This window comes from Cellulomonas denverensis (assembly GCF_012396125.1).
GTDB lineage: Bacteria > Actinomycetota > Actinomycetes > Actinomycetales > Cellulomonadaceae > Cellulomonas > Cellulomonas denverensis.
In genome coordinates this window covers 13651-35124 of record NZ_JAAXOX010000004.1, presented here as the reverse complement: position 1 = coordinate 35124, position 21474 = coordinate 13651, and the positions used below count along the sequence as shown (strand labels likewise).

The 21474-nt window shown below is 76.1% G+C and carries 19 protein-coding genes; 10 read left to right on the top strand and 9 right to left on the bottom strand.

What is annotated here, in order from left to right:
• The first annotated feature begins 14 nt into the window (after nt 1-14).
• The 8 genes from HGA03_RS09455 (at nt 15) to HGA03_RS09420 (ending at nt 10736) form a co-directional block, all read left to right on the top strand.
• Complete coding sequence (locus tag HGA03_RS09455; protein WP_168630026.1) at nt 15-1301, top strand: MFS transporter; 1287 nt, start codon at nt 15-17, stop codon at nt 1299-1301.
• 1 nt (nt 1302) lies between these two features.
• Nucleotides 1303-2520 carry a M20 metallopeptidase family protein gene (locus HGA03_RS09450; protein WP_168630025.1) on the top strand — a complete coding sequence of 406 codons (1218 nt, stop codon included), beginning with the start codon at nt 1303-1305 and terminating at the stop codon, nt 2518-2520.
• Nucleotides 2521-2614: 94 nt separating this feature from the next.
• Entirely contained in the window at nt 2615-3916 is a 1302-nt protein-coding gene (locus HGA03_RS09445; protein WP_168630024.1) for an EAL and HDOD domain-containing protein, read from the top strand.
• A gap of 65 nt (nt 3917-3981) precedes the next feature.
• Nucleotides 3982-4365, top strand: a complete 384-nt coding sequence (locus HGA03_RS09440) for a cold-shock protein (protein ID WP_168630023.1) — start codon at nt 3982-3984, stop codon at nt 4363-4365.
• Entirely contained in the window at nt 4365-5237 is an 873-nt protein-coding gene (locus tag HGA03_RS09435; RefSeq protein WP_168630022.1) for a DUF3027 domain-containing protein, read from the top strand. Before HGA03_RS09440 ends, HGA03_RS09435 begins: the two co-directional genes overlap by 1 nt.
• A complete protein-coding gene (locus HGA03_RS09430; protein WP_168630021.1) occupies nt 5234-8278 on the top strand; it encodes a sacsin N-terminal ATP-binding-like domain-containing protein in 3045 nt (1014 codons plus the stop codon). Before HGA03_RS09435 ends, HGA03_RS09430 begins: the two co-directional genes overlap by 4 nt.
• Nucleotides 8275-9522 carry an MFS transporter gene (locus HGA03_RS09425; protein WP_168630020.1) on the top strand — a complete coding sequence of 416 codons (1248 nt, stop codon included), beginning with the start codon at nt 8275-8277 and terminating at the stop codon, nt 9520-9522. Before HGA03_RS09430 ends, HGA03_RS09425 begins: the two co-directional genes overlap by 4 nt.
• Nucleotides 9523-9557: 35 nt before the next feature.
• Nucleotides 9558-10736, top strand: coding sequence for a glycosyltransferase family 4 protein (locus HGA03_RS09420; protein WP_168630019.1), 1179 nt, complete (start codon nt 9558-9560; stop codon nt 10734-10736).
• Between the two features lie 3 nt (nt 10737-10739).
• On the opposite strand, the gene HGA03_RS09415 is transcribed toward HGA03_RS09420, so the two are convergent.
• From HGA03_RS09415 to HGA03_RS09400, 4 genes are read right to left on the bottom strand one after another with little or no spacing between them, the layout of a single operon-like run.
• On the bottom strand, nt 10740-11534 hold the full coding sequence (locus HGA03_RS09415) for a glycosyltransferase family 2 protein (RefSeq protein ID WP_168630018.1): 795 nt from the start codon (nt 11532-11534) through the stop codon (nt 10740-10742).
• Nucleotides 11528-12541 carry a hypothetical protein gene (locus HGA03_RS09410; protein WP_168630017.1) on the bottom strand — a complete coding sequence of 338 codons (1014 nt, stop codon included), beginning with the start codon at nt 12539-12541 and terminating at the stop codon, nt 11528-11530. Before HGA03_RS09410 ends, HGA03_RS09415 begins: the two co-directional genes overlap by 7 nt.
• Nucleotides 12538-13650: a glycosyltransferase gene (locus tag HGA03_RS09405; protein ID WP_168630016.1), complete on the bottom strand. Its 1113-nt coding sequence runs from the start codon at nt 13648-13650 to the stop codon at nt 12538-12540. Before HGA03_RS09405 ends, HGA03_RS09410 begins: the two co-directional genes overlap by 4 nt.
• A complete protein-coding gene (locus HGA03_RS09400) occupies nt 13647-14786 on the bottom strand; it encodes a glycosyltransferase (RefSeq protein ID WP_168630015.1) in 1140 nt (379 codons plus the stop codon). Before HGA03_RS09400 ends, HGA03_RS09405 begins: the two co-directional genes overlap by 4 nt.
• A gap of 122 nt (nt 14787-14908) precedes the next feature.
• Here HGA03_RS09400 and HGA03_RS09395 point away from each other — a divergent pair, with 122 nt between their 5' ends.
• Together HGA03_RS09395 and HGA03_RS09390 are read left to right on the top strand one after the other, a co-directional pair.
• Nucleotides 14909-15931 (top strand): glycosyltransferase family 4 protein, encoded by a 1023-nt coding sequence (locus tag HGA03_RS09395; RefSeq protein WP_168630014.1) that lies wholly within the window; start codon nt 14909-14911, stop codon nt 15929-15931.
• The gene (locus HGA03_RS09390) at nt 15928-17175 is read left to right on the top strand and encodes a glycosyltransferase family 2 protein (protein ID WP_168630013.1); all 1248 of its coding nucleotides are present in this window, start codon (nt 15928-15930) and stop codon (nt 17173-17175) included. Before HGA03_RS09395 ends, HGA03_RS09390 begins: the two co-directional genes overlap by 4 nt.
• Nucleotides 17176-17177: 2 nt before the next feature.
• Here HGA03_RS09390 and HGA03_RS09385 read toward each other — a convergent pair whose 3' ends face one another.
• The 5 genes from HGA03_RS09385 to flgK all read right to left on the bottom strand — a co-directional run bounded on the left by HGA03_RS09385 (nt 17178) and on the right by flgK (nt 21472).
• Nucleotides 17178-17417, bottom strand: coding sequence for a DUF2530 domain-containing protein (locus HGA03_RS09385; RefSeq protein ID WP_168630012.1), 240 nt, complete (start codon nt 17415-17417; stop codon nt 17178-17180).
• 104 nt (nt 17418-17521) lie between these two features.
• The gene (locus HGA03_RS09380; RefSeq protein WP_168630011.1) at nt 17522-18721 is read right to left on the bottom strand and encodes an EAL and HDOD domain-containing protein; all 1200 of its coding nucleotides are present in this window, start codon (nt 18719-18721) and stop codon (nt 17522-17524) included.
• 26 nt (nt 18722-18747) lie between these two features.
• Nucleotides 18748-19158: a flagellar assembly protein FliW gene (locus HGA03_RS09375; RefSeq protein ID WP_168630010.1), complete on the bottom strand. Its 411-nt coding sequence runs from the start codon at nt 19156-19158 to the stop codon at nt 18748-18750.
• Entirely contained in the window at nt 19155-20039 is an 885-nt protein-coding gene (gene flgL, locus HGA03_RS09370; RefSeq protein WP_168630009.1) for a flagellar hook-associated protein FlgL, read from the bottom strand. Before flgL ends, HGA03_RS09375 begins: the two co-directional genes overlap by 4 nt.
• On the bottom strand, nt 20036-21472 hold the full coding sequence (gene flgK / locus HGA03_RS09365; protein ID WP_168630008.1) for a flagellar hook-associated protein FlgK: 1437 nt from the start codon (nt 21470-21472) through the stop codon (nt 20036-20038). Before flgK ends, flgL begins: the two co-directional genes overlap by 4 nt.
• Nucleotides 21473-21474 lie beyond the last annotated feature (2 nt).

Sequence of the window (21474 nt, the reverse complement as noted above, 5' to 3'; positions counted from 1 at the left end):
GGGTGGGACGCGCGATGCGCCGACGGGTGGTGGTGGCCAGCACGGCGGGGATCTTCGTCGAATCGCTGGACTGGACCATGTACGGGCTGCTGGCGCCGTACTTCGCCGGACAGATCTTCCCGGGCGACGACCCGGTGGCCAAGGTGCTGGGCGCCTACGCGGTGTTCGCCGCCGGGTTCGTCGCCCGGCCGGTCGGCTCCTTCGTGATGGGCCGGATCACCGACACCCGGGGGCGCCGCACCGGGCTGCTGGTCTCGGTGACGCTGATCGCGATCGGCTCGCTGGTGATCGCGGCCGCGCCGACGGTGGCGGTGGCCGGGCCGTGGGCGGCGGTGATCGTGGTGGCCGCCCGGGTGCTGCAGGGGATCGCGATGGGCGGCGAGGTGGCCACCGCCGCGACCTATGTGGTGGAGGTCGCCCCGCCGCGGCGCCGGTACCGCTACGGGGCGTTCGCCTACTCCGGCGACGCACTCGGCACCCTGGGCGGCACGGTGGTGCTGGCGGTGCTGCTGGCCGTGCTGGGCGGGGACGGGGTCCGGGACGGTGGCTGGCGGATCGCGTTCCTGATCGCCGGGCTGTGCGGGCTGCTCGCGCTGTGGATCCGGCGCGGGGTGCCCGAGTCGGAGATCTTCGAGCGGGCCCGGGCCGCCGGGGCCGAACCCGCCGGTGCGCTGCTGCGCCGGCACGCGGGCCGGATGGTGCTGGCGTTCATGCTCACGATCGGATCGACGATGGGGGTGTACTTCGGCTCGGTGTACCTGCCGGAGTTCGCCGGGCACACCGGGTACTACACCGAGGAGCAGGCCACCGGGCAGCACACCGTCGCGCTGATCTGCCTGCTGGTGGCGATGATCGGCTCCGGCTTCCTGTCCGACCGGGTCGGGCCGCTGCGGATGATCCGGCTCGGCTTCACCGCCGCCGCGGTGCTGGTGATCCCGCTGATGCTCGGGCTGGCCGCCGGGGTGGTGCCGTACCTGGTGGCCGCGCCGCTGTTCACGATCTGCGTCGGCCTACAGCTCGGCGTCACGCCGGTGGCCGGGGCGCGGCTGTTCCCGGTGCCGGTCCGGGCGGTGGGGCTCGGCGTGCCGGCCGGGGCGGCGATCGCGGTGTTCGGCGGCACCTTCCTGTTCGTCGCCGAGTGGCTGATCTCCCACGACCGGCTCGGCCTGGTGCCGGTGTACGCCGCGCTCGGCCTGACCGTCTCCGCCGTCGGCTCGTGGCTGGTCGGCGAGAAGCTGTTGTACCCCGTCGATACGGTGGCCGGGACCCGTGCCGCCGTCGTTGCTGGATCGGAGCCCTGAGATGTACCTGCACCCCGATGACCTGTCCGCCCTGCGCTCCGACGCCCAGGCCCAGCTGCCCGAGGTGGCGGCCCTGCGGCATGCGCTGCACCGGGTGCCCGAACTCGGGCTCGACCTGCCCCGGACCCAGCAGCTGGTGCTGGACGCGCTGGCCCCGCTCGGCCTGGAGGTGACCACCGGGGAGTCGATGAGCTCGGTGACTGCGGTGCTGCGTGGCGACCGGCCGGGCCCGGCGGTGCTGCTGCGCGGGGACATGGACGCCCTGCCGGTGACCGAGGACTCCGACGAGCCCTTCGCCAGCGAGCACGCCGGGGTGATGCACGCCTGCGGGCACGACCTGCACACCGCCGGGCTGGTCGGTGCCGCCAGGCTGTTGGCCGCGCGCCGGGACCGGATCGCCGGGTCGGTGGTGTTCATGTTCCAGCCCGGCGAAGAGGGTCCGGGCGGGGCGGAGCCGATGATCGAGGACGGGGTGCTGGACGCCGCCGGCGATCGGGTGGTCGGGGCCTACGGGCTGCACGTGATGTCCGCGGTGCTGCCCACCGGGCTGGTCGCCGGCCGGTCCGGGACGATGCTGGCCGCCGCCGACTCGGTGCGGGTGACGGTGCACGGCAAGGGCGGTCACGGCTCGATGCCGCAGCTGGCGCAGGACCCGGTGCCGGTCGCCGCGGAGATCGTGCTGGCGTTGCAGGCGATGGTGACCCGGCAGTTCGACGTCTTCGACCCGGTGGTGGTCACGGTCGGCCGGATCGCCGCGGGCACCGCCGACAACGTGATCGGGTCCAGCGCGGTGCTGGAGGCCACGGTGCGGACCTTCTCCGAGGAGGTGCACCACCGGGTGCCGGAGCGGCTGCGCCGGGTGTGCGAGGGGGTGGCCGCGGCGCACGGGCTGACCGTGACCGTCGACTACCGGCCTGGCTACCCGGTGACCGTGAACCGGCCGGAGGAGACCGACCGGGCCCGGGAGCTGACCACCGGGCTGTTCGGCGAACGGTCCTGGTACGAGGCGCCGCAGCCGATCGCCGGGGCGGAGGACTTCTCCTACGTGCTGGAGCAGGTGCCGGGCGTCTACCTCGGGCTGGGCGCGACGATCGCCGGGGCGGATCCGATGACCGCGGCGTACAACCACTCCCCGCAGGCCCGGTTCGCCGACGAGGCGCTCGCGGTCGGACCGGCGGTGCTGGCCGCGCTCGCCCTGGACCGGCTGGCCCAGGGGTGAACTGAAGGCCGGTCCGGGCGACACCTCAGGTCACGCCGGTCGGCTGCCGATGGAACCGGACGTACCACTGTCGTCCGGAGGGATCGCCACACCGATGCCGCATCCCCGTCAGCTGCCCGGGCCGGCGCACCAGGTGTGTGTCGCGCGCCAGGGCATCTACGACGTGCTCGGCCGGACCATCGGGCACGAACTGTTGTTCCGGCCGTCGGCCACCGCGGAGACCTCCGGCCTGGGCGGGGTGGAGACCATCGACGACAACCGGGCCACCGCCTCGGTGATCGTGGCCACCCTGACGTCGTTCGGGGTGGACGACCTGGCCGGCCACGGTGACCTGTTCGTCAACGTGCCGCGGTCGTTCCTGGTGGACGAGCTGCCGGTGGCCCTCGACCCGCACCGGGTGGTGCTGGAGGTGCTGGAGCACGTCCCGCCGGACGACGAGGTGCGGGCCGGGATCGTCGCGCTGCGCGCGCGGGGCTTCGGGATCGCGCTGGACGACATGGCGCCGGACGATCCGCGCTGGCCGCTGCTGCCGCTGGCGGACTACGTGAAGGTCGACATGTCGCAGCTCGGCGACGGGCTGGCCGACTTCGCCGCACAGCTGCGGGCGGCGGCACCACTGGCGGCGCTGGTGGCGGAGCGGGTGGAGACCGAGGAGGACCTGCGCACCGCCCAGGACGCCGGCTTCCCGCTGTTCCAGGGCTACTACTTCCGCCGCCCGGTGGTGTTCACCCGGCCCGCGCTGGCCCACCACGCGGTGGTCGCCGGGCGGCTGCTGGTCCAGCTCGGCGACCCCCAGGTGTCCTACCGGCGGCTGGCCCGGCTGACCGCGGCCGATCCGGCGATCGCGCTGCAGGTGTTCCGGATCGTCAACTCGGTCTCCGGGGCGGGGCGCACCGTCCGGCACCTGCACCAGGCGCTGGTGCTGCTCGGCCGGGAACGGTTGCGGGCGATGCTGGTGCTGGAGGTGCTGGCCACCGCCGGGCACCACGACGACGAGATCCCGCTCACCGCGCTGGCGCGCACCCGGGCGGCGGAGATCCTGGCCCCGCACGACGCGCTGGAGGCGTCCACCGAGGCCCTGGTCCGGCTGATGAGCGATCTGCTGTCGGTGCCGGTGGCCGAACTCGACCCGCAGCTGCGCCGCCGGGCACCCAGTGTGGCGGTGGTGGAGGCCTGCGACGTGCTGGACGACTACCTGGACGCGATGGGCTCGCAGCGGTCGCCGGTGATCCCGGCGCCGTACACCGGACTGCAGATCTCGATGGTCTACCTGACCGCCCTGCGCGAGGCCCGGGCCCTCCTGGCGACCGTCTATCAGCCCGTGGTGGCGGCCCGTCGTGCCGCGCCGCCGGTCAGCCCGGACACTCGGGTCCCTCCGGAGGTCCCCGACCGGTAACCTGGGACGGTACGTGCCGCCCGGCGATGCCGGTCGCGGCCCCGACGAACACCCAGGGGAACTCAGTGCCCACCGGCAAGGTCAAGTGGTTCGACGCCGACCGCGGATTCGGCTTCATCGCCGCCGAGGACGGTAGCGAGGTCTTCCTGCACGCCTCCGCGCTGCCCGCGGGGATCGGCACGCCCAAGCCCGGCACCCGGGTCGACTTCGGCGTGGCCGACGGCCGCCGCGGTCCGCAGGCGCTCTCCGTCAAGATCCTGGACCCGGTGCCGTCCGTGGTCCGGGCCACCCGCAAGCCCGCCGATGACATGGCCGTCATCGTCGAGGACCTGATCAAGGTGCTGGACCGGGTCGGCAACGAGCTGCGCCGCGGCCGGTACCCGGAGAAGGGCCGCGCCACCCAGGTCGCCGCCCTGCTGCGGGCCGTCGCCGACGACCTGGAGGCGTGATGGCCGCCGCGGCGCGCAGCAAGGAGCCGGTGCTGACCGGTGCGGTGGAGCTGGCCCGTGCCGCGGCGGTGGAGATCGCCGAGCAGCCCGAGCACGTCGGCGAGCACCTCGGGTACACCATCGACGAGGACCGGCTGGTCTCGCACCGCTTCGCCTGCACCGCGAAGGGCTACCGGGGCTGGGTGTGGACCGTCACGCTGTCCCGGGTGCCGCGCGGCCGGGTGGCCACCGTCTGCGAGGCGGTGCTGCTGCCCGGCGACGACGCGGTGCTGGCCCCGGCCTGGCTGCCCTGGGACGAGCGGCTGCGCCCCGGCGACATCGGCCCGGGCGACGTGCTGCCGTTCAAGCCGGACGACCCGCGGCTGGAGCCCGGCTGGACGCCCACCGGCGACCCGGAACTGGACGAGGTCGCGATCGACGAGCTGGCGCTCGCCCGGCAGCGGGTGCTGTCCCCGGTCGGGCTGAACCAGGCCGCCGACCGCTGGTACCGCGGCCGCCAGGGCCCGGCCACCGCCGCGTCGGTCGCCTCCGCCGAACCGTGCCTGACCTGCGGCTTCCTGATCCCGTTGCAGGGCCCGCTCGGGGCGGTCTTCGGGGTGTGCGCCAACGAGTGGTCGCCGGACGACGGCAAGGTGGTGGCGCTGCAGCACGGCTGCGGGGCGCACTCCGAGACCGACGTGCCGGACCGGCCGTCCGAGTGGCCCGACCCGGCGCCGCTGGTGGACGAGCTGCTGGTGGAGGTCACCGCCGCCGGGACCGGTGCCGCTGCGGTGGACGTGGACCCGCCCGCCGAGGGCCCGGCCGCCGACGACGCGGGGGAGCCCGCCGCGGCGACCGATCCCGCCGAGGGGTCCACCGAGTCGTCGCGGTGAGCACCGACGTCTTCGACACGCGCGCCGTCCGGGAGCGCGTGCTGGGGACGTGGCGGACCGACCCCGCCCGGCTGCGCGAGGACGCCAACACCGAGGAGGACCACGCCCGCGGGTACTACCGCGACCGGGTGGTGGTCGAACTCGCCCAGAACGCCGCGGACGCCGCCGCCCGCTCCGGCCGGCCCGGGCGGTTGCTGCTCCGGCTGACCGGTGACCGGCTGGTGGCCGCGAACACCGGTGCGCCGCTGGACGCCGCCGGGGTGGCCTCGATGGCCGCGATGCGGGTGTCCACCTCCCGGGACGACGCGAGCGGCGCCGCGCTGGTCGGCCGGTTCGGGGTGGGCTTCGCGGCGGTGCGTGCGGTGGCCGACCGGGTGACGGTCGCCTCCGCGGACGGGGCGGTGGAGTTCTCCGCCGACCGGACCCGCGCGGCGGTGGCGGCGCTGGGCCCGGAGCAGGCCGCCGAGCTGGACCGCCGGGAGGGTGCGGTGCCCGCACTGCGGTTGCCGTTCCCCGCCGAGGACCGCCCGGAACCCGGCTACGACACCACCGTGGTGCTGGAGCTGCGCGACGACCAGGCGGCCGAGGCGGTGTCGGCGATGCTGGCCGAGGTCGGCGATCCGCTGCTGCTCGCGCTGCCCGCGCTGACCGAGATCGTGGTGGAGGACGAGCGGGCCGGGCGGCTGCGCCGGATCGCCGGGCTGGACGAACGCTGGTACCGGGCCACCGCCACCGGGGAGCTGCCCCCGGCGGCGATGGCCGGGCGACCGGTGGAGGAACGCGGCCGCCGCGGCTGGCGGATCACCTGGGCGGTGCCCCGCCGGGCCCTGGTGGACGACCCGGTCGCCGCGCTGTTCGGCGAGGCGGAGCCCGGTCCGTCCTGGCCCCGGGTGGTGCACGCGCCGACCCCGACCGATGACGTGTTGGACCTGCCTGCGCTGCTGGTGGCCACCCTGCCCCTGGACCCGACCAGGCGACATGTCGCCCCGGGGGCGGCCACCGACGCCCTGCTCGCCCTGGCCGCGGAGCTGTACGCCCGGTGGGCCGCCGACCTGGCCGCCGCCGGTGAGGACCCGTTGCTGCTGGCGCCCACCGGCCTGGCCGGCAGCGAGCTGGACCGGCAGCTGCGCGAGCTGCTGATCGACCGGCTGGCGCACACCCCGCTGCTGCTGCCCGCCGGACCGGATCCCGAGCCGATCGCCCCGGTCCGGGCGGTCGGGCTGACCGGCGACGGCGCCCCCGCCCTGGCCGCGGCCCTGTCGCCCTGGTTCCACGCGCTGGTCGCGGTGCCACCCGGCCGTACCGCCGCCGCCCGGCTGCTCGGCGTCGAGCTGCGGGACGCCGCCGATCTGATCGAGGAACTGCCCGCCACCGCCGACGACCCCGCCCGGTGGCACGACCTGTATGCCGCCCTGGCCGAGGCGGTCACCGACCCGCGCACCCGCGAGCTGCTGGCCGCCCTGCCGGTGCCGCTGGCCGACGGCCGGGTGGTCCGGGGCGCGCGCGGCCTGCTGCTGCCCGGGCCCGGGGTGGACACCGACCGGCTGGACGGCCTGGGGCTGCGCCTGGTCCACCCGCGGGCGGCGCACCCGGTGCTGGAACGGCTCGGCGCGCTGCCCGCCGGCCCGGAGGTGCTGCTGGACCACCCCGCGGTCCGCCAGGCGGTGCTGGACAGCGCCGAGGAGGACGCGGACACCGCCGAGCGGGTGTCGGAGGCGGTGCTCGACCTGCTGCGGGCCGCCGGGGCGGACGGCCGGGACGGTCGCCCGGTGCCGGTGGACCGCGCGGTGTTCGGGGTGCTGACCCTGCGCGACGCCGACGGCGAACCGGCACCGGCGCACGGCCTGCTGCTGCCCGGGTCGCCGGCCGCCGAGCTGCTGGACCCGCGGGTGCTGGGCGAGGTCGACGGCGATCAGCTCGACCGCTGGGGCGCCGGGGTGCTGACCGCCGCCGGGGTGCGGGCCGGGCTGGTCGTGCTGCGGGCCGAGGACCGGGTGACCGGGGACGGCCCCGAGGACGAGGTGGACGACCTGCTGGCCGAGCAGCTGGACGGCTGGGCGGAGTACCGGGAGGCGCTGGCCGGGTCGCTGGGCACCGGCGCGGTGTTGGAACCGCTGCTGGCGGTGGCCGACCTGGATGCCGTGCACCCGGACCGCTGGGCCGAGGCCCTCGCCGCCCTCGCCCGCCCCGGTGCCACCCGGGACGCCCTGCTGGACCCGGTGCGGGCCGCCGACGGTCCGGGGAGCGCACCGAGCTACACCCTGTGGTGGCTGCGCGAACGGGCCGGGCTCGGGCTGGACCGGCCGTTCGCCGGACCCGAGGCCGACCCCGCGTTGCGCCGGTTGCTGCCCGCCGCCCCCGGCCTGCTGGCCGGACTCGACCCGGCGGTGCTCCGCGGGCTCGGCGCCGTCGACCGGGCCGACCAGGTGCCCGCCGCGGACTGGGAGCGGGTGCTGCGCGGCGTGGCCCGGGTGGGGGAGACCCTGCCGGTCAGCTGGTCCGCCGCGGTCTGGTCCGCGCTGGCGGCGGCCGACGACCCGGTGCCGGTGGAACTGCTGCCCGCCCTGGTGGCCGCCGACCGGGTGGTGCTGGTGCACGCCGAGGACGCGGCGGTCGCCCCGGCGCCGATGTGGTGGCAGCGCACCGACCTGGCCGCCCAGCTCCCGGTGACCGGCGGTGGCGACCCGGAGCGGATCGCCACCGTGCTGGACCTGCCGCTGAGCTCCGAGCTGGCCGACGGCCTGGTGGACGACCCGGACGACGGCGCCCTGTCCGTCACCCCGGAGGCGGTCCGCGACCTGCTGCCCGGCGCGCCGATCAGCTGGATCGAGCACGAGGACCTCCGGGTGGACGGCGTGCCGGTGGACTGGTGGGTCGAGGGCACCGGCCCCACCGCCACGGTGCACGCCACCCACCTGGCCGGGCTGGCCCGCGGACTGGCCCAGGCCGCCGGACGGTGGGAGCTGCGCACCACCGCCGAACTGCTGCTCACCGAGCCGGGCCGGGCGGACGAACTGGCGGTGGAGCGGGTCGCCGAGTGAGCACCGTCCCCGCCACCCCGCCGATCCGGCTGCTGATCGCCTCCGCCTATGCTCCGGCGGCGCTGTTCGAGACCGGACTGGGCGCGATCACCCCGGTGATCCCATTGCTGGCGGTGCAGCTCGGCGGCGGACTCGGCCAGGGGGCGCTGGTGGTGGCGCTGCTCGGGATCGGCCTGATCCTCGGCGACGTGCCCGCCGGTGCGCTGGCCGCCCGGGTCGGCGACCGCCGGGCGATGCTGATCGCCGCGCTGGTGGCCGCGGTGGCGCTCACCGGGTGCGCGCTGGCCCCGTCGCTGCCGCTGCTCGCGCTCGGGGTGCTGGTGGTCGGGGCGGTCTCCGCGGTGTTCCACCTGGCCCGGCAGTCCTTCCTGACCGAGGTGATCCCGGTGCGGCAGCGGGCGCGGGCGCTGTCCACCCTGGGCGGGGTCAGCCGGATCGGCGCGTTCCTCGGGCCGTTCCTGGGTGCCGGGCTGCTGCACCTGGCGCCGCTGCGGTCGGTGTTCTGGCTGGCCGCCGGGCTCTCGCTGCTGGCCGGGCTGGTGGTCGCGGTCGCCCCGGAGGTGGACCGGGAGGGTGCCCGCGGCCGTCCGGCGGGCTCCGGGCCGGGCGCCTGGACGCTGCTGCGCCGGCACGGCCGGATGTTCGCCACCCTGGGTCTGGCGGTGGTGCTGGTCGGTGCGGTCCGGGCCACCCGCCAGGTGGTGCTCCCGCTCTGGTCCGAGCACCTGGGGCTGGCCCCGGCCACCACCAGCCTGGTCTTCGGGCTCTCCGGTGCGGTGGACGTGCTGCTGTTCTACCCCGGCGGCCGGTTGATGGACCGGCGCGGGCGGCTGTGGGTGGCGGTGCCGTCGATGCTGATCCTCGGCGGGTCGATCGCGCTGCTGCCGCTGACCGGATCGGTCGGCACCCTGGCGATCGCCGCGATGGTGATGGGCTTCGGCAACGGGATCAGCTCCGGGGTGCTGATGACCCTGGGCGCCGACGTCGCCCCACCGGAGGCCCGGGCGACCTTCCTCGGGGTGTGGCGGGTGTTCCAGGACTCCGGTACCGCCGCCGGGCCGCTGGTGGTCTCCGCGGTGGGCGCGCTGGCCGGGCTGGCCGCGGGCATCACCACGATGGGGGTGGCCGGTGTGGTCGGGGCGGCGGCCCTGGCGCGCTGGGTGCCGCGGTGGTCCGAGCACGCGAACGCCCGGACCCGGGCCGAGGCGGCGCGACGGCGGCTGGCCGGGCCGGACCCCTGCTGACCTGCGGTTCGGCCCGATCTGGGCGACGATGAACCGTGTCCCTCTCCCGCTGGCTGGTCGCCACCACCGAGTACGCCGGGCTGACCGCCTACACCGGCGGGATCGGCACCCACTACGCCGCGCTGCTCCCGGCGCTGGTCCGGTCGGGTGCCGAGGTCGACCTGCTGGTGCTGTCCGGTGAGCCGGTGACCGGTCACCGGCGGGACGGGGTGCGGGTGTTGCCCGCGCCGGCGGTGACCGGGGGCGTGCGCCGGGCCCGGGCGGTACGGGACGTGTTCCGGGCGGGGGAGTACGACCGGGTGTTCCTGCCGGAGTGGAGTGCGCTGGGCTCGCGGTTGCCGCGGTCCGCGCCGTTGCTGACCAACCTGGCGACCAGCACCCGGCTGGCGCACGAGGTGGCCGGCTTCACCCCGCGGTCTTTCGGGCTGCGCGGCGGGGCCCGGGTGCTGCTGCAGCAGCGCCGGGAGGACCGGCAGGTGCGCCGCTCGGCCGGGCTGATCGCGATCTCCCGGGCCATGCTGGATTGGAACCAGCGGACCCTGGGTGGGTTGCCGCCGGCCCGGATCGTGCGCAACTGCGTGGACGTGGCCGGGGTCCGGGCAGCGGCGCAGACCGCGGAGCTGCCCGCCGGGTGGCCGGGCGGCGACGGGCCGGTGCTGCTGTTCCTGGGCCGGCTGGAACGGCGCAAGGGGGTGGTCGACGCCTTCGCGGCCTTCGCCGAGGTGGCGGCCCGGCGGCCGGATGCCCGGCTGGTGCTGGCCGGGGCGAGCGGCGACCGCCGGTTCGAGCCGGATCGCCCCGCGCTGCTGGGGATGCTGCCGGTGGCGGCGCGCGACCGGGTGACCTGGCTGGGTCACGTGCCGGGGCCGGAGCTGCACCGTGGGGTACGGGCGGCGGCCGTCACCCTGTGCCCGTCCCGGTGGGAGGGGTTCGGCAATGCCGCGCTGGAGGCCAAGGCGGTCGGCAGCCCGGTGGTGTTGACCAGCGGCTCCGGCTACGACGACTTCTGCACCGACGGGGTGGACAGCCTGCTGGTGCCACCGGCCCGGCCGGACGCGCTGGCCGCGGCGGTGCTCCGGCTGCTGGCGGACCCGGTGCTGGCGGCGGAGCTGGGCCGCCGGGCCCGGGCCGGTGCCGACCGGTTCATGCCGGACCCGGTGGCGGTGGACCTGCTGGCGGCCGCGGACCAGCTGCTCGGGCCGGCCGGCGGCTGAGCCTCAGGCCCGGCGCCAGGTCGTCCCGTCCCAGCGCACCGCGCCCGCGGCGGCGAACTCGTCCAGCCAGCCGGTCATCGGCCACCAGCCCCAGCGCGCGGCGAACCGCGCGCCGTTGCGCAGGATGTCGTCCAGGTGCTGCCACGGCGGGCTGCTGGCTGGGTGGTACTGGTGGTAGGCGTGCGCCCCGCCGACCCAGGCCAGCGGCACCCCGGCGGCCCGCAGCGCACAGGCGAAGTCGGTGTCCTCCCCGCCGTAGCCCTGGTAGGACTCCTCGAACCGCGGTCCGGCGGCCCACCGCCCGGCGGTCAGCGCGAAGGACAGCGACCAGAACAGCGGGTACTCCGCCGGACCGGCGAGCTGGACCCGGCCGGGCTCCGGCGCCGGGCGGGCCGGATGGGGGGCGGTGGCGGCGGCGAGCGCGGCGGGGTCGTCCACCGTCGCGTCCGGCGGCAGGTAGGTCACCGGGCCGCAGAGCACGGCATCCGGGTGCTGCTCGGCGGCCGCCCGGTAGCGGGCCGGCAGCTCGGGCCCGGGCACGCAGTCGGCGTCCAGGAACACCAGCAGCTCCGCGCCGAGCTCGACCGCCCGGTCGGCCGCCGCGTTCCGGGCCGCGGCCAGCCGGAGGCCGTCCGGTCCGGGCGGCAGGTGCAGCACGGCGTCCACCGGCAGCTCCGGCGGATCCTCCGCACCGACCCACGCCACCACCCGCAACGGACCCGGCCGCAGCGCCCGGAGCTGGTGCCGCAGATGGTCCAGCCGCGGTGCCGAGCACAGCGAGAGCACCGCGGTCAGCATCCCGGCCTCCGGGCGGTGTCGGCGATCACCTCGGCGGCCCGGGCGGCCGCACCCGCGGTCCGCCACTGGGACCAGTCCGGGTCCAGCTCGGCGGCGCGGTCCAGTAGCGCGGGCCACCGGGACGGCTCCGGCCAGTGCGGGGTCACCACCGCCAGCCCGGCCACCGCGAGCGCCCGGGCCGTGGTGACCTGCTCCTCGAACGGGCGGTCCTGCGGGACCACCACCGCCCGGGCACCGGCGACGGCCAGGTCGGCCACCGAGTTCTGCCCGGCGAAGGCGACCACCGTCTCGGCCCGGACCAGCTCCGGCCAGGGATCCTCCACCCAGGCCGGCGAGCCGAGCACCGTCCACTCCCGGTCCGGGGTGGCGGCGCCGGCGGCCGCGATCTGCTCGCCGGTGACCTCGGTGCCGCCCAGGCCGCCGAGCAGCAGCACCCCGTCCCGGTCGGTCTCCGGCACCGGACGGCCCTCGAAGCGGCTGATCCCGCCGACGTGCACCACCTTCTCCCGGACCGGGTCCAGGTGCGGGGCGGGGACCAGGCCGGCCGGCCAGGGCGCGATCACCCGGGCGGCGGCCCGTAGGCCGAGGTCGTGCGGAGCGTCGTCCCGGCGGCCGGGCTGGGCGATCAGCACCGGCGCCACCCCGAGCAGCCGGGCGAACAGGGTGACCTCGACCGAGACGTCCACCACCAGGGTGCGGATGCCGTACTCGGTGACCGCGGCGGCGATCCGGGCCAGCCGTCCGGCGTGCCCGGGGTGGCCCAGCGGCGCCCAGTGCAGCAGGCCGCCCGCGGTCGGATCGGCCCCGGCGGGGTCGCCGCCGCCCGGCAGCCGGTCGTCGTCCCGGTCGAGCCGGATCCAGGTGCAGTGTGCGGGCAGGTGTGCCGGGGCGGGCAGCGAGCTGAAGCAGACCAGGTCGGCGTCCAGGTGCCGGGCGGCGGCCCGCCAGCGGCCGAGGTGGCCGGAACCGTGGTGGTGCACGTACCAGCCGATCACGGGCCGGGTCATGCACTCAGCTCCACGGTGGGGCGGGGGCCGGTGATCAACTCGGTGAAGATCCGTTCCAGGGCGTCGGTCCGGGCGTCCAGCGACCAGGTGGCGAGCGCGGCGGACCGGATCCGGGCCCGGTCGGCCGGGCGGGTGTGCGCGACCAGGTGCCCGGCGGCCTCGGCCAGGGCGGCCACGTCCCCGGGGGGCACCGCGATCATCCCGGCCGAGCGCCGGGCGATCTCGGTGATCCCACCGGTGCCGAAGGCCGCGACCGGGGTGCCGCACATCAGCGCCTCCGGGCCGACCAGGCCGAAGGGTTCCGCCCACGCCGGGGTGCTCAGGGAACAGGCACTGGCGCCGATCAGTTCGGCCAGCGCGGGCTGATCCAGCAACCCGGCGTAGCGCACCTGCCCGCCGACCCGCGGCAGCACCACCTGCTCGGCGTACTCCCGGTCACCGATCCGGCCGGCCAGGGTCAGCGGCATCCCGAGCGACCGGGCCACCGCGATCGCCAGGTGCGGCGCCTTCTCCGGCACGATCCGCCCGGACCACACCAGGCCGTCACCGCCGGGGCCGAGCGGCCAGGCCTGCGCGGCGATCCCGTTGGGCAGCACGGTGGCGTCCACCCCGGCGGCCCGCCACTGGTCGCGGGTGTGCTCGCTCACCGCCAGGAAGCGCACCGCACCGGCCCGGGCCACCGCGTCCACCAGTTCCGGCTCCAGCGGGGTGTGCAGGGTGCAGACCATCGGCACCCCGAGCTCCGCGGACCGGCGCAGCGGCAGTCCGTGCAGGCAGTGGTTGGCGATCACGTCGAACCGGTCGGCGTGCTCGCGCACCAGGTCGAGCGCCCGGTCCAGGGCGGGCACCGAGCGGGTCAGGTAGTCCGGCGGGTAGGTCGAGTCGGTCGGCCGCATCCCCTCCGGCCAGGCCAGGGCGGGCAGCACGAACTCCGGCGGCCCGTCGTCCAGGAAGTCCGACCCGGCCACCGCGATCAGCGAGACCCGGTGGCCGCGGGCGCGCAGCTCGCGGACCTCGTTCCACACCGCGGACTCCAGCCCACCGGCGTGCGGGCGGCGGATCGGGAACCGGAGCGGGGCGATCACGCAGATGCGCAGCGGGGCGGTCATCGGATCCGCCCGGCGAGCAGGGTGCGGTACAGGTCGCGGTGCCGCTGCGCGGTGTCCCGGTCCCCGGCCAGCCGCTGGGCGTGCCGGCGCTCGACCAGGGCGGCGCGTTCCGGGCTGCCGGGCCGGGTGGCGCCGGGGCCGGTGAGCAGGGCGTGCAACGCCCCGGCCAATCCGGCACCGGACCGGTCCCGGGCGAAGGAGGCGACCGATCCGTCCCGGTGCTGGTCGCGGTAGTGGCCGACCTCGGGTGCGGCCACCGGGACGCCCAGGTCCCAGCACAGTTCCAGCCAGCCGGAGTGGGTGCCGTGGCGGTAGGGCAGCATGCAGGCGTCCAGGGCGGCCAGGCTGCGGGCCAGCTGGTCGTCGTCCAGCCGGTCGTGCTCGATCAGGTCCAGCTGCGGGGAGCACGCGCACAGCGCCCGGACCGCGTCCCGGGCCCGGCGGTCGCGCACCTGGTGGTGCAGCCGGACCTCCGCCCGGACCGGCAACCCCTGCAGGGCCGGGTCGCTCAGCGCGGCGAGCAGGGCGGCGGTGGCGGCGGGGCCGTCGACATTCGGCCGCAGGTCCTTCAGGTACAGGCCCACCACTCGGGCACCGGTGGCCGGCGGCACCTGCGGCGGGGCACCGGCGAGCAGTCGCGGGTGGGGGAGGACCACGGCGTCCCGGTCCCAGCGCCGGGCGATCTCCGCCGCCGCGCCCGGGGTCAGGGTGAGCACGGCATCCGCCCGCGGCACCAGCACGTCGAGCTGCGCGGCGTACCCCCGCTGGTCGGTCAGCTGCGGGTGCTGCAGGTCGTGCACGGTCAGCACCACCGGCCAGCCGACCGCGTGCGCGGCATCCAGGGTGGCGGCCAGGTGCTCGGGGCTGAACGACTCGGTGCCGAAGTGCACGTGCAGCAGGTCCGCCTCGGCGGCGTGCTCGGTGATCCAGCGCGGGTCGAGCACCACCGGCGGCCACCACTGTCCGGGCGCGGCGCCCGGCGGCGGCGGGTCGGACAGCACCACGACCTCCGGGTGATCGGTCACCCGGGCGACGTAGGGGTGCCCCGCGGGAACCGACACCACCCGCACCGGGCGGGTCGCCGAGGGGGTCACGGCGCGGCCGGGGCCGGTCGCGACCGGGGACAGGGGGGTCATCCAGGTCCTTCACTCGAGCCCGCGCGTGATCGACGGCCCTGGTCACGAGCCGTGCCACGTCAAGCGGTGTTCGCAGTGTCGCGCGGTTGCCGACCCCCCGCGACTCCACGACCATGACCGCGATGACCAGCCCCGATCTTCCCGCCCTGCTGCTGACCGGTGAGCCACGGCACGGGGTCGCCCGCTACGCCCGCGACCTGGCCGGTGCGCTCCGCCGCCGGGAGCCCGGCATCCCGCTGGTCACCGAGCCCGACCCGGCGGACCTGGTCCGGGCGGCGGCCGGCCACCGGCGCTGCCACCTGCACGTCACGGACCGGATGCTGGCCGCCTCCCCGGCCGAGGCGGCGGAGCTGGTGGCGCGGATCGCCGGGGTGACCCGGCTGACCGTCACCCTACACGACGTCCCGCAGGAGTCCGACGGCCCGCGCAATCTGCTCCGCCGCGGCGCCGCCTACACCCGGGTGTGCCAGGCGGTGGCCGGGGTCGCGGTAAACAGCGGGCACGAGGCGGCGCTGCTGGCCGAGCACCGGGTGGTGGCCGATGCCGCGCGGGTCCGCGTGATCCCCCTGGGCGCGACCCCCGGTCCGGTGCCGCGGGTGGTGGCCGCCCCGACTCCCGGGGTGACGGCGCTGGTCGCGGGCTGGGTCTACCCGGGCAAGGGGCACGAGGAGGTGATCCGGGCGGTGGCCGCCGCCACCGAGCAGCTGGGGACGCCGGCCGGCACCGTGGTCGCCGCCGGGGCGCCCTCACCCGGGCACCAGGACGAGGTCGGCCGGCTGACCGCCCTGGCCGACGAGCTCGGGGTCCGGTTCCGGATCACCGGCGGGCTCCCCGACCGGGAGTACGCCGACGCCCTGCGCGCCCCCGGCATCCCGGTGGCCGCCCACCGGCACCTGTCCGCCTCCCGCACGCTGCTGGACTGGGGGGAGCAGGGCCGGCGGCCGCTGGTCGCCGATTCGCGCTACGCCCGGGAGATGGCCGCCCTGCGTCCCGGCACCCTGCAGCTGTGCCCGGAGAATGGGCTGGCCGGCGCCCTGGCCACCGCACACCAGGATCCGGCGCTGACCGTACTGCCGCCGGGCACCGGGCTGGGCCCCACCCTGGACGACGTGGCCGCCGCGTACCTGGACTGGTGGCGGGGATGAGCCGGGGCACCGCGTTGCCCGGCAACCGCTGGGACCTGCTGGACGGGCGATGGCCCGACCGCCCGCCCCGGGTGTCGGTGATCGTGGCGCACTACGACCAGCCCGCCCAGCTCGACCGGACCCTGCGGGCGCTGGCCCGCCAGGACCATCCCGCCGAGCGGACCGAGGTCCTGGTGGTGGACGACGGTTCCCCGCGCCCGCCGGTGGTGCCTGCCGGCGTCCGACTGTTCCGCCAGGAGGACCGCGGGTTCCGGTTGGCCGCCGCGCGGAACCTCGGCGCCCGGGCCGCCACCGGTGATGTGCTGGTGTTCCTGGACGCCGACACCGCACCCGAGCCGGGCTACCTGCGCGCGCTCACCCGGCTGCCGGCGCTGGCCCCGGACGTGCTGACCGTCGGCCGCCGCCGGCACGCCGACCTCACCGGCACGCCGCCCGGCGCACCGGTGGAGCGACTCGGTCCGGCCCGGGAGCTGCCCGAACCGGAGTGGCTGGTGGCGGCCTACCGGCGCAGCCGTGACCTGCTGGACGCCGACGACCGGTCCTACCGGCACGTGATCGGCGCGGTCACCGCCTGCAGTCGCGAGCTGTTCGACGCCACCGGCGGCTTCGCCGAGTCCTTCACGTCCTACGGCGGCGAGGACTGGGAGTGGGCCTACCGCGCCTGGCTGGCCGGGGCGGTGCTGGCACATGTGCCCGCCGCGGTCGCCTGGCACGACGGGCCGGAGTGGTCCGACCGCGGCGACGGCTCCACCCTGGCCGCCAAGAACGCCGAGGCGCTGCGGCTGGCCGACCTGATCCCGGTGCCGGGCTCCCGCGGCCACGGACTGCCCACCGCCCATGCCGACCTCGCGGTGCTGCCACCGGAGGGGGCGAGTCCGGCGCAGCGCTTCCTCGCCCTGGACTCGGTGTGCGCCGGTCTGCCCGGTGCGGTCGCCACCGACGCCCTGGACGGGCCCGCCTTCGACCGGGTGCGGGTGGAGATCCGGCTCGACCGCCCGCTGCGTGCCCGCGGCACCGCGGTCGCGGACGCCGTGGCCCAGCTGGACGCCGAACAGCTCGGCCAGGTCGCCCTGCACGACCCGCAGGGCCGGCGACTGCTGCGGATCCGCGCCCGCCGGGCCCTCGCCCGTGCTCGGCGCTGGGGTCGCGACGACCTGTTCGGCCGGGCGGATCGGGTCACCGATCAGGTCGAGGCGCTGGACGGCGAACCCGACCTGGAGGCGTATCTGGGCGGTTGGGGCTGAGCTCAGCGCCCGGGCTTGCGGGCCCAGAGCAGTCCGGCCACGCCGAGCAGCGCGCCGACGCCGCAGGTCCAGGCGCCGTGCGGCCCGGTGGTGCCGGTCAGCCAGAGCACCAGGGCGACCACCAGCGCGACCAGCCAGACCGCGATGCCGACCCGGAACACCGGACGCAGGCTCACCGGCACCGGTTCGGGGCTGGGGCGGCGGCGTTCGGGGCGCAGCGCGAGCTGCAGGAAGGACGGCACGGGGTCAGCCTAGGGCCAGTTCCGGTGCCGGCTGTGCGTAGGTGGCGCGGTGCGGGGAGGTCCACCCAGTTCCCGCGCTCAGTTCCCGCGCTCAGCTCCCGCGCTCAGCTCCCGCCGAACGCCAGCGACGTCGCCGTGGCCAGCGCCTGCGGCACCGCGGCCAGGTAGGCGTGCGCCACGTCCCAGGGCTCCAGCCCGGTGGCGGCGACCGCCTCGGGGTCGTTCTCCTCGTGGGCGAGCACCGCGGCCAGCGCCCGGCCGTGGTGCCCCTCGTGTCGCAGCAGCGCGGCGGACAGCTGGTCGGAGACGCCGGTGCGCTCGACCAGATCGGTGAGCGCGATCGCCTGCTGGGCGGCCACCGCGGACAGCAGCCCGACGGTGTACCCGGCATCGTCCCCGGCCAGCGCCCGGCAGGTCAGCGCCCGGGTCAGCACGGTCCACAGCGCGGCGACGGTGTTCGGCCGGGCGTCGATCAGCGAGGCGATCGCCAGCGCGTGCAGCTGCCGGGGACCGACCAGGACCACCGCCTGCCGGACCGAGTCCACCTCGGTGCGCAGCCCGAAGGCGGAGGAGTTCACCAGGTGCAGCACCCGCATCGACAGCTCCGGATCGGCGGCCACCGTGGTGACCACCGCGGTCTGGTCGACCTGGTCCGCGGACAGGATCCGCAGCAGCTCCAGGCACTGCAGCTCGCCGGCGCTGAAGCTGCGCCGCACCGGCGTCTGGTCGCGCTGGAACAGCGGTCCCTGCACCAGGTCCGCGCCCAGGTCGCCGGCCCGGGTGACCCGCTCGGTGGAGTCGGCCCGCTCGGCGATCACGGTGGCGCCGGCGTGGTGCGCGCGGTCGACCAGCAGGGCGAGCTGGTCGTCGGTCCGGGCCAGGTCGATCTTGACCAGGGCGACCCGGTCCAGCAGCCGGTCCTGGGGCGCGGAGCCGTCGTAGTCGGCCAGGGCCAGCCGGGAGCCACGGGACCGGGCCAGGTCGGCGAGCGCGTCGATCTCCGGGTGCCGGGCCAGGGTGGGGGTGATCTCCAGCACCAGGCGCTCGGGGTCACCCCAGATCGAGGTGGTGCCGGCCAGCACCCCGGCGGTGGCGCGCAACAGCACCGGCCGGTCGGAAGCCAACCCGGACAGGTCCAGGGCGGCGTACTCGGCGTCCGCGTGCGACTCGGCGGCCTGGTCGGGCAGCGGCTGCCCGTCCGGGCCGGTCACCCGCACCTGGACCGCATAGCCGTAGACGCTCCGGTCGTGCTGCACCACCGGCTGGCGCAGCACGGTCACGTTGCCGGTGCCGGCGAGGGTCATCTGTCCTCCAGGACCTGGGACGCGGGTCAGGGGCGGCCGAGGGGCGCGCGCAGCGGCCAGTCCTCGGACAGCACGGTCTGCGCGGCGGCGCCGGTGGCGGGGTCCACCAGCAGCGGGGCGAGCAGGTTGGCGGTCGGCGGCTGGGTGCCCTGGGCCGGGCGCACCACCACCAGCACCCGCAGCCGGTCGGTGCCGAGCAGTGCGTGCAGGTCGGCGCCGATCCGCGGGTGGTAGTCCGGGAAGTAGGGCTCGGGGTCGACGACGAACAGCCGCACCGGCCGCAGGCCCTCCGGCGCCGAGCGCAGCGCGTACAGCGACCCGCCGTCGTCCAGCGCGGACACCTCGAAGTCGGTGTGGCCGTCCAGCCCGGGCATCGCGGTGCGCAGGTGCACGGCGGTCGGCAGGACGAGGGGAGTGGTGATCAGCGTCGTGGTCATCGCAGGTAGTCCAGGAGAGTCGGCTGGAGGACCTTGGCGGCGGCCCCGAGGGCGCCCTTGTAGGCGACCTCCTGGGTCTGCAGGTCCAGGATGATCTGCGCCAGGTCGATGTCCTCGATCTCCGACAGCCGCGTCTTGCTGGTCAGCGTCTGGTCGGTGATCCGGCTCTGCGCCGTCTCGATCTGGTTGGTGCGCGCACCCACCGAGGCGACCTCGGTGAGCATCGCGGTGATGTGCTCGTCCAGGGCGTCGACCTGATCGGTCGGGTCGCCCCCGGCGCGCAGCGTGGCGGAGATGGCGTCGAGCCGGGCGAAGACCGAGTCCGGCCCGTCGCCGAAGACCGCACTGCCGGTGGAGTCCACCCGGACGGTGGTGCCGTCGCCGACCGTGCGGGTCACCTGGCCGCCGGTCACCCCGCGGAAGGTGCCGTCGTCCTCGAAGGCCGGGGCGGCGGTGGTCCCGGCGAAGACGCTGCGGCCCAGGTACGTGGTGTTCGCCTGCCGCAGCAGGTCCGCCTTGAGACCGTCGATCTCCTCGGCGAGCGCGATCCGGGAGGTCTCGCCGAGGGCGGCGTCACCGCCCTGCAGGGTCAGCACCCGCACCCGGCGCATGTCGGCCAGCGAGGTGGTCAGGGCGTTGTCCACGGTGGACAGCCAGGAGTTCCCGTCGGCGGCATTGCGGGAGTACTGGTCCAGCATCCGCTGCTCGCCGCGCAGCCGGAGCATGTCCGAGGCGCCGGCCGGGTCGTCCGAGGGACGGTTGATCGTCTTGCCCGAGGACGCCTGCGCCTGCAGGTCGGCCATCTTCTGCAGGTTGGTCTGCAGGTTGGCCAGCGTCGAGTTGCGCACCGTCAGATGCGTCACCCGTCCGATCGCGGTCATCGGCCCACCACCCCCGTGCGGTTGATCAGCGTGTCGAGCATCTCGTCGATGGCGGTGAGCACCCGGGCCGCACCCTCGTAGGCGCGCTGGTAGGCCAGCATGTTGATGCTCTCCTCGTCGGTGTCCACCGAGGTCTGGGCCAGCTGCTGCGCCTCGGAGGTGGCCCGGGCGGCCTCGGCGACCGAGGCCCGGGACCCGGCGCTCGCGGCCCGCACGCCGAGCTGGACCACGCTGGCGGACCAGCTCGCGTCCGGACCGGTGGGGTCGGTGGCCAGGGCGGCGAGCCGGTCGCCGACCGACCCGTCCAGCGCACCGGCGCCGGCGGCGGCCAGGCCGATGTCCTTCGGGTCGGTGATCGCCACGCTCAGGCCGAGGGCGGCGGGCTTGCTCGTGTCCAGGGCGAAGAAGTCACCGGCGGGGGTACCAGTGGCGTAGCCCGCCTCGGTGTAGGCGTCCCCGTGCAGCGCGTTCACCTGGTCGTGGATCTGGGTGGCCAGGGCGTTGTAGCCGGCGGCGGCCTCGGTCAGCATCCCGCCGGAGCCCTCGGCATTCGGCGGCGCCAGCACGGTCAGCAGCCCGGCGACCCGGCCGCCGTCCAGCCCGGCACCGGCGCCGTTCTTGGACCAGACGATGTTGACCGTGCCCCCGGCCATCGCCTGGTCGAAGGTCTTGGCGCCCGTGACCTCCAGGGTGTTCACCTTGGAGCCGTTCACCAGCGCGTTGCCGCCGACCATCACGTCGACGGTGCCGTTCTCCTGGATCCGGGCCGAGGCGCCGACCAGGCCGGACAGCTGGGTGATCAGCTGGTCGCGGGCGTCCATCAGCTCGTTCGCGGAGCCGCCGGCGTTGGTGATCGCCAGGATCCGGGTGTTCAGGTCGGCCAGGTTCGCCGCGGTGGTGTTCACCTGCGTCACCAGGGAGTTGGTGGTGGTCAGGGTCTGGTTCCACTGGGTCTGCGCGCCGTTGTACAGGGTGGCGATCTGCTGGACCACGGCGGTCGACCGCTCCAGCAGCACCGACCGGGACGCGGTGCCCTCGGTGGACTTGGACGCCTCGGACCACGCGGTCCACATGTTCGACAGCTGCGCCGCCAGGCCGGTGTCACCCGGTTCGCCGACCGCGTCCTCCAGCTGGGTGTAGGAGGTCGCGATCTGCTGGAGGTAGGCCGCGCCGGAGGTCTCGGTCCGCAGCCGGGCGTCGATGAAGATGTCGCCCATCCGCTCGAAGCCGCTGGTGAACACGCCCTGGCCGACCCCGCTGGAGGTGGCGAACATGGACGGCACCGAGCTGGCCGGCAGCGAGGACAGGGTCGCGCGCTGGCGGGTGTAGCCCACGGTGTTGGCATTGGCCACGTTCTGGCCGGAGACCTCCAGCCCCTGCCGCTGGGCGATCAGCGAGGAGAGGGCGGTGCCGAGTCCGGAGAAGGTGCTCATCG

Coding starts and splice junctions, on each gene's coding strand:
- HGA03_RS09455 (WP_168630026.1), top strand. CDS start 15: ATGCGCCGACGGGTGGTGGTGGCCAGCACGGCGGGGATCTTCGTCGAA.
- HGA03_RS09450 (WP_168630025.1), top strand. CDS start 1,303: ATGTACCTGCACCCCGATGACCTGTCCGCCCTGCGCTCCGACGCCCAG.
- HGA03_RS09445 (WP_168630024.1), top strand. CDS start 2,615: ATGCCGCATCCCCGTCAGCTGCCCGGGCCGGCGCACCAGGTGTGTGTC.
- HGA03_RS09435 (WP_168630022.1), top strand. CDS start 4,365: ATGGCCGCCGCGGCGCGCAGCAAGGAGCCGGTGCTGACCGGTGCGGTG.
- HGA03_RS09415 (WP_168630018.1), bottom strand. CDS start 11,534: ATGCTGACCGCGGTGCTCTCGCTGTGCTCGGCACCGCGGCTGGACCAT.
- HGA03_RS09410 (WP_168630017.1), bottom strand. CDS start 12,541: ATGACCCGGCCCGTGATCGGCTGGTACGTGCACCACCACGGTTCCGGC.
- HGA03_RS09405 (WP_168630016.1), bottom strand. CDS start 13,650: ATGACCGCCCCGCTGCGCATCTGCGTGATCGCCCCGCTCCGGTTCCCG.
- HGA03_RS09400 (WP_168630015.1), bottom strand. CDS start 14,786: ATGACCCCCCTGTCCCCGGTCGCGACCGGCCCCGGCCGCGCCGTGACC.
- HGA03_RS09395 (WP_168630014.1), top strand. CDS start 14,909: ATGACCAGCCCCGATCTTCCCGCCCTGCTGCTGACCGGTGAGCCACGG.
- HGA03_RS09390 (WP_168630013.1), top strand. CDS start 15,928: ATGAGCCGGGGCACCGCGTTGCCCGGCAACCGCTGGGACCTGCTGGAC.
- HGA03_RS09380 (WP_168630011.1), bottom strand. CDS start 18,721: ATGACCCTCGCCGGCACCGGCAACGTGACCGTGCTGCGCCAGCCGGTG.
- HGA03_RS09375 (WP_168630010.1), bottom strand. CDS start 19,158: ATGACCACGACGCTGATCACCACTCCCCTCGTCCTGCCGACCGCCGTG.
- flgL (WP_168630009.1), bottom strand. CDS start 20,039: ATGACCGCGATCGGACGGGTGACGCATCTGACGGTGCGCAACTCGACG.
- flgK (WP_168630008.1), bottom strand. CDS start 21,472: ATGAGCACCTTCTCCGGACTCGGCACCGCCCTCTCCTCGCTGATCGCC.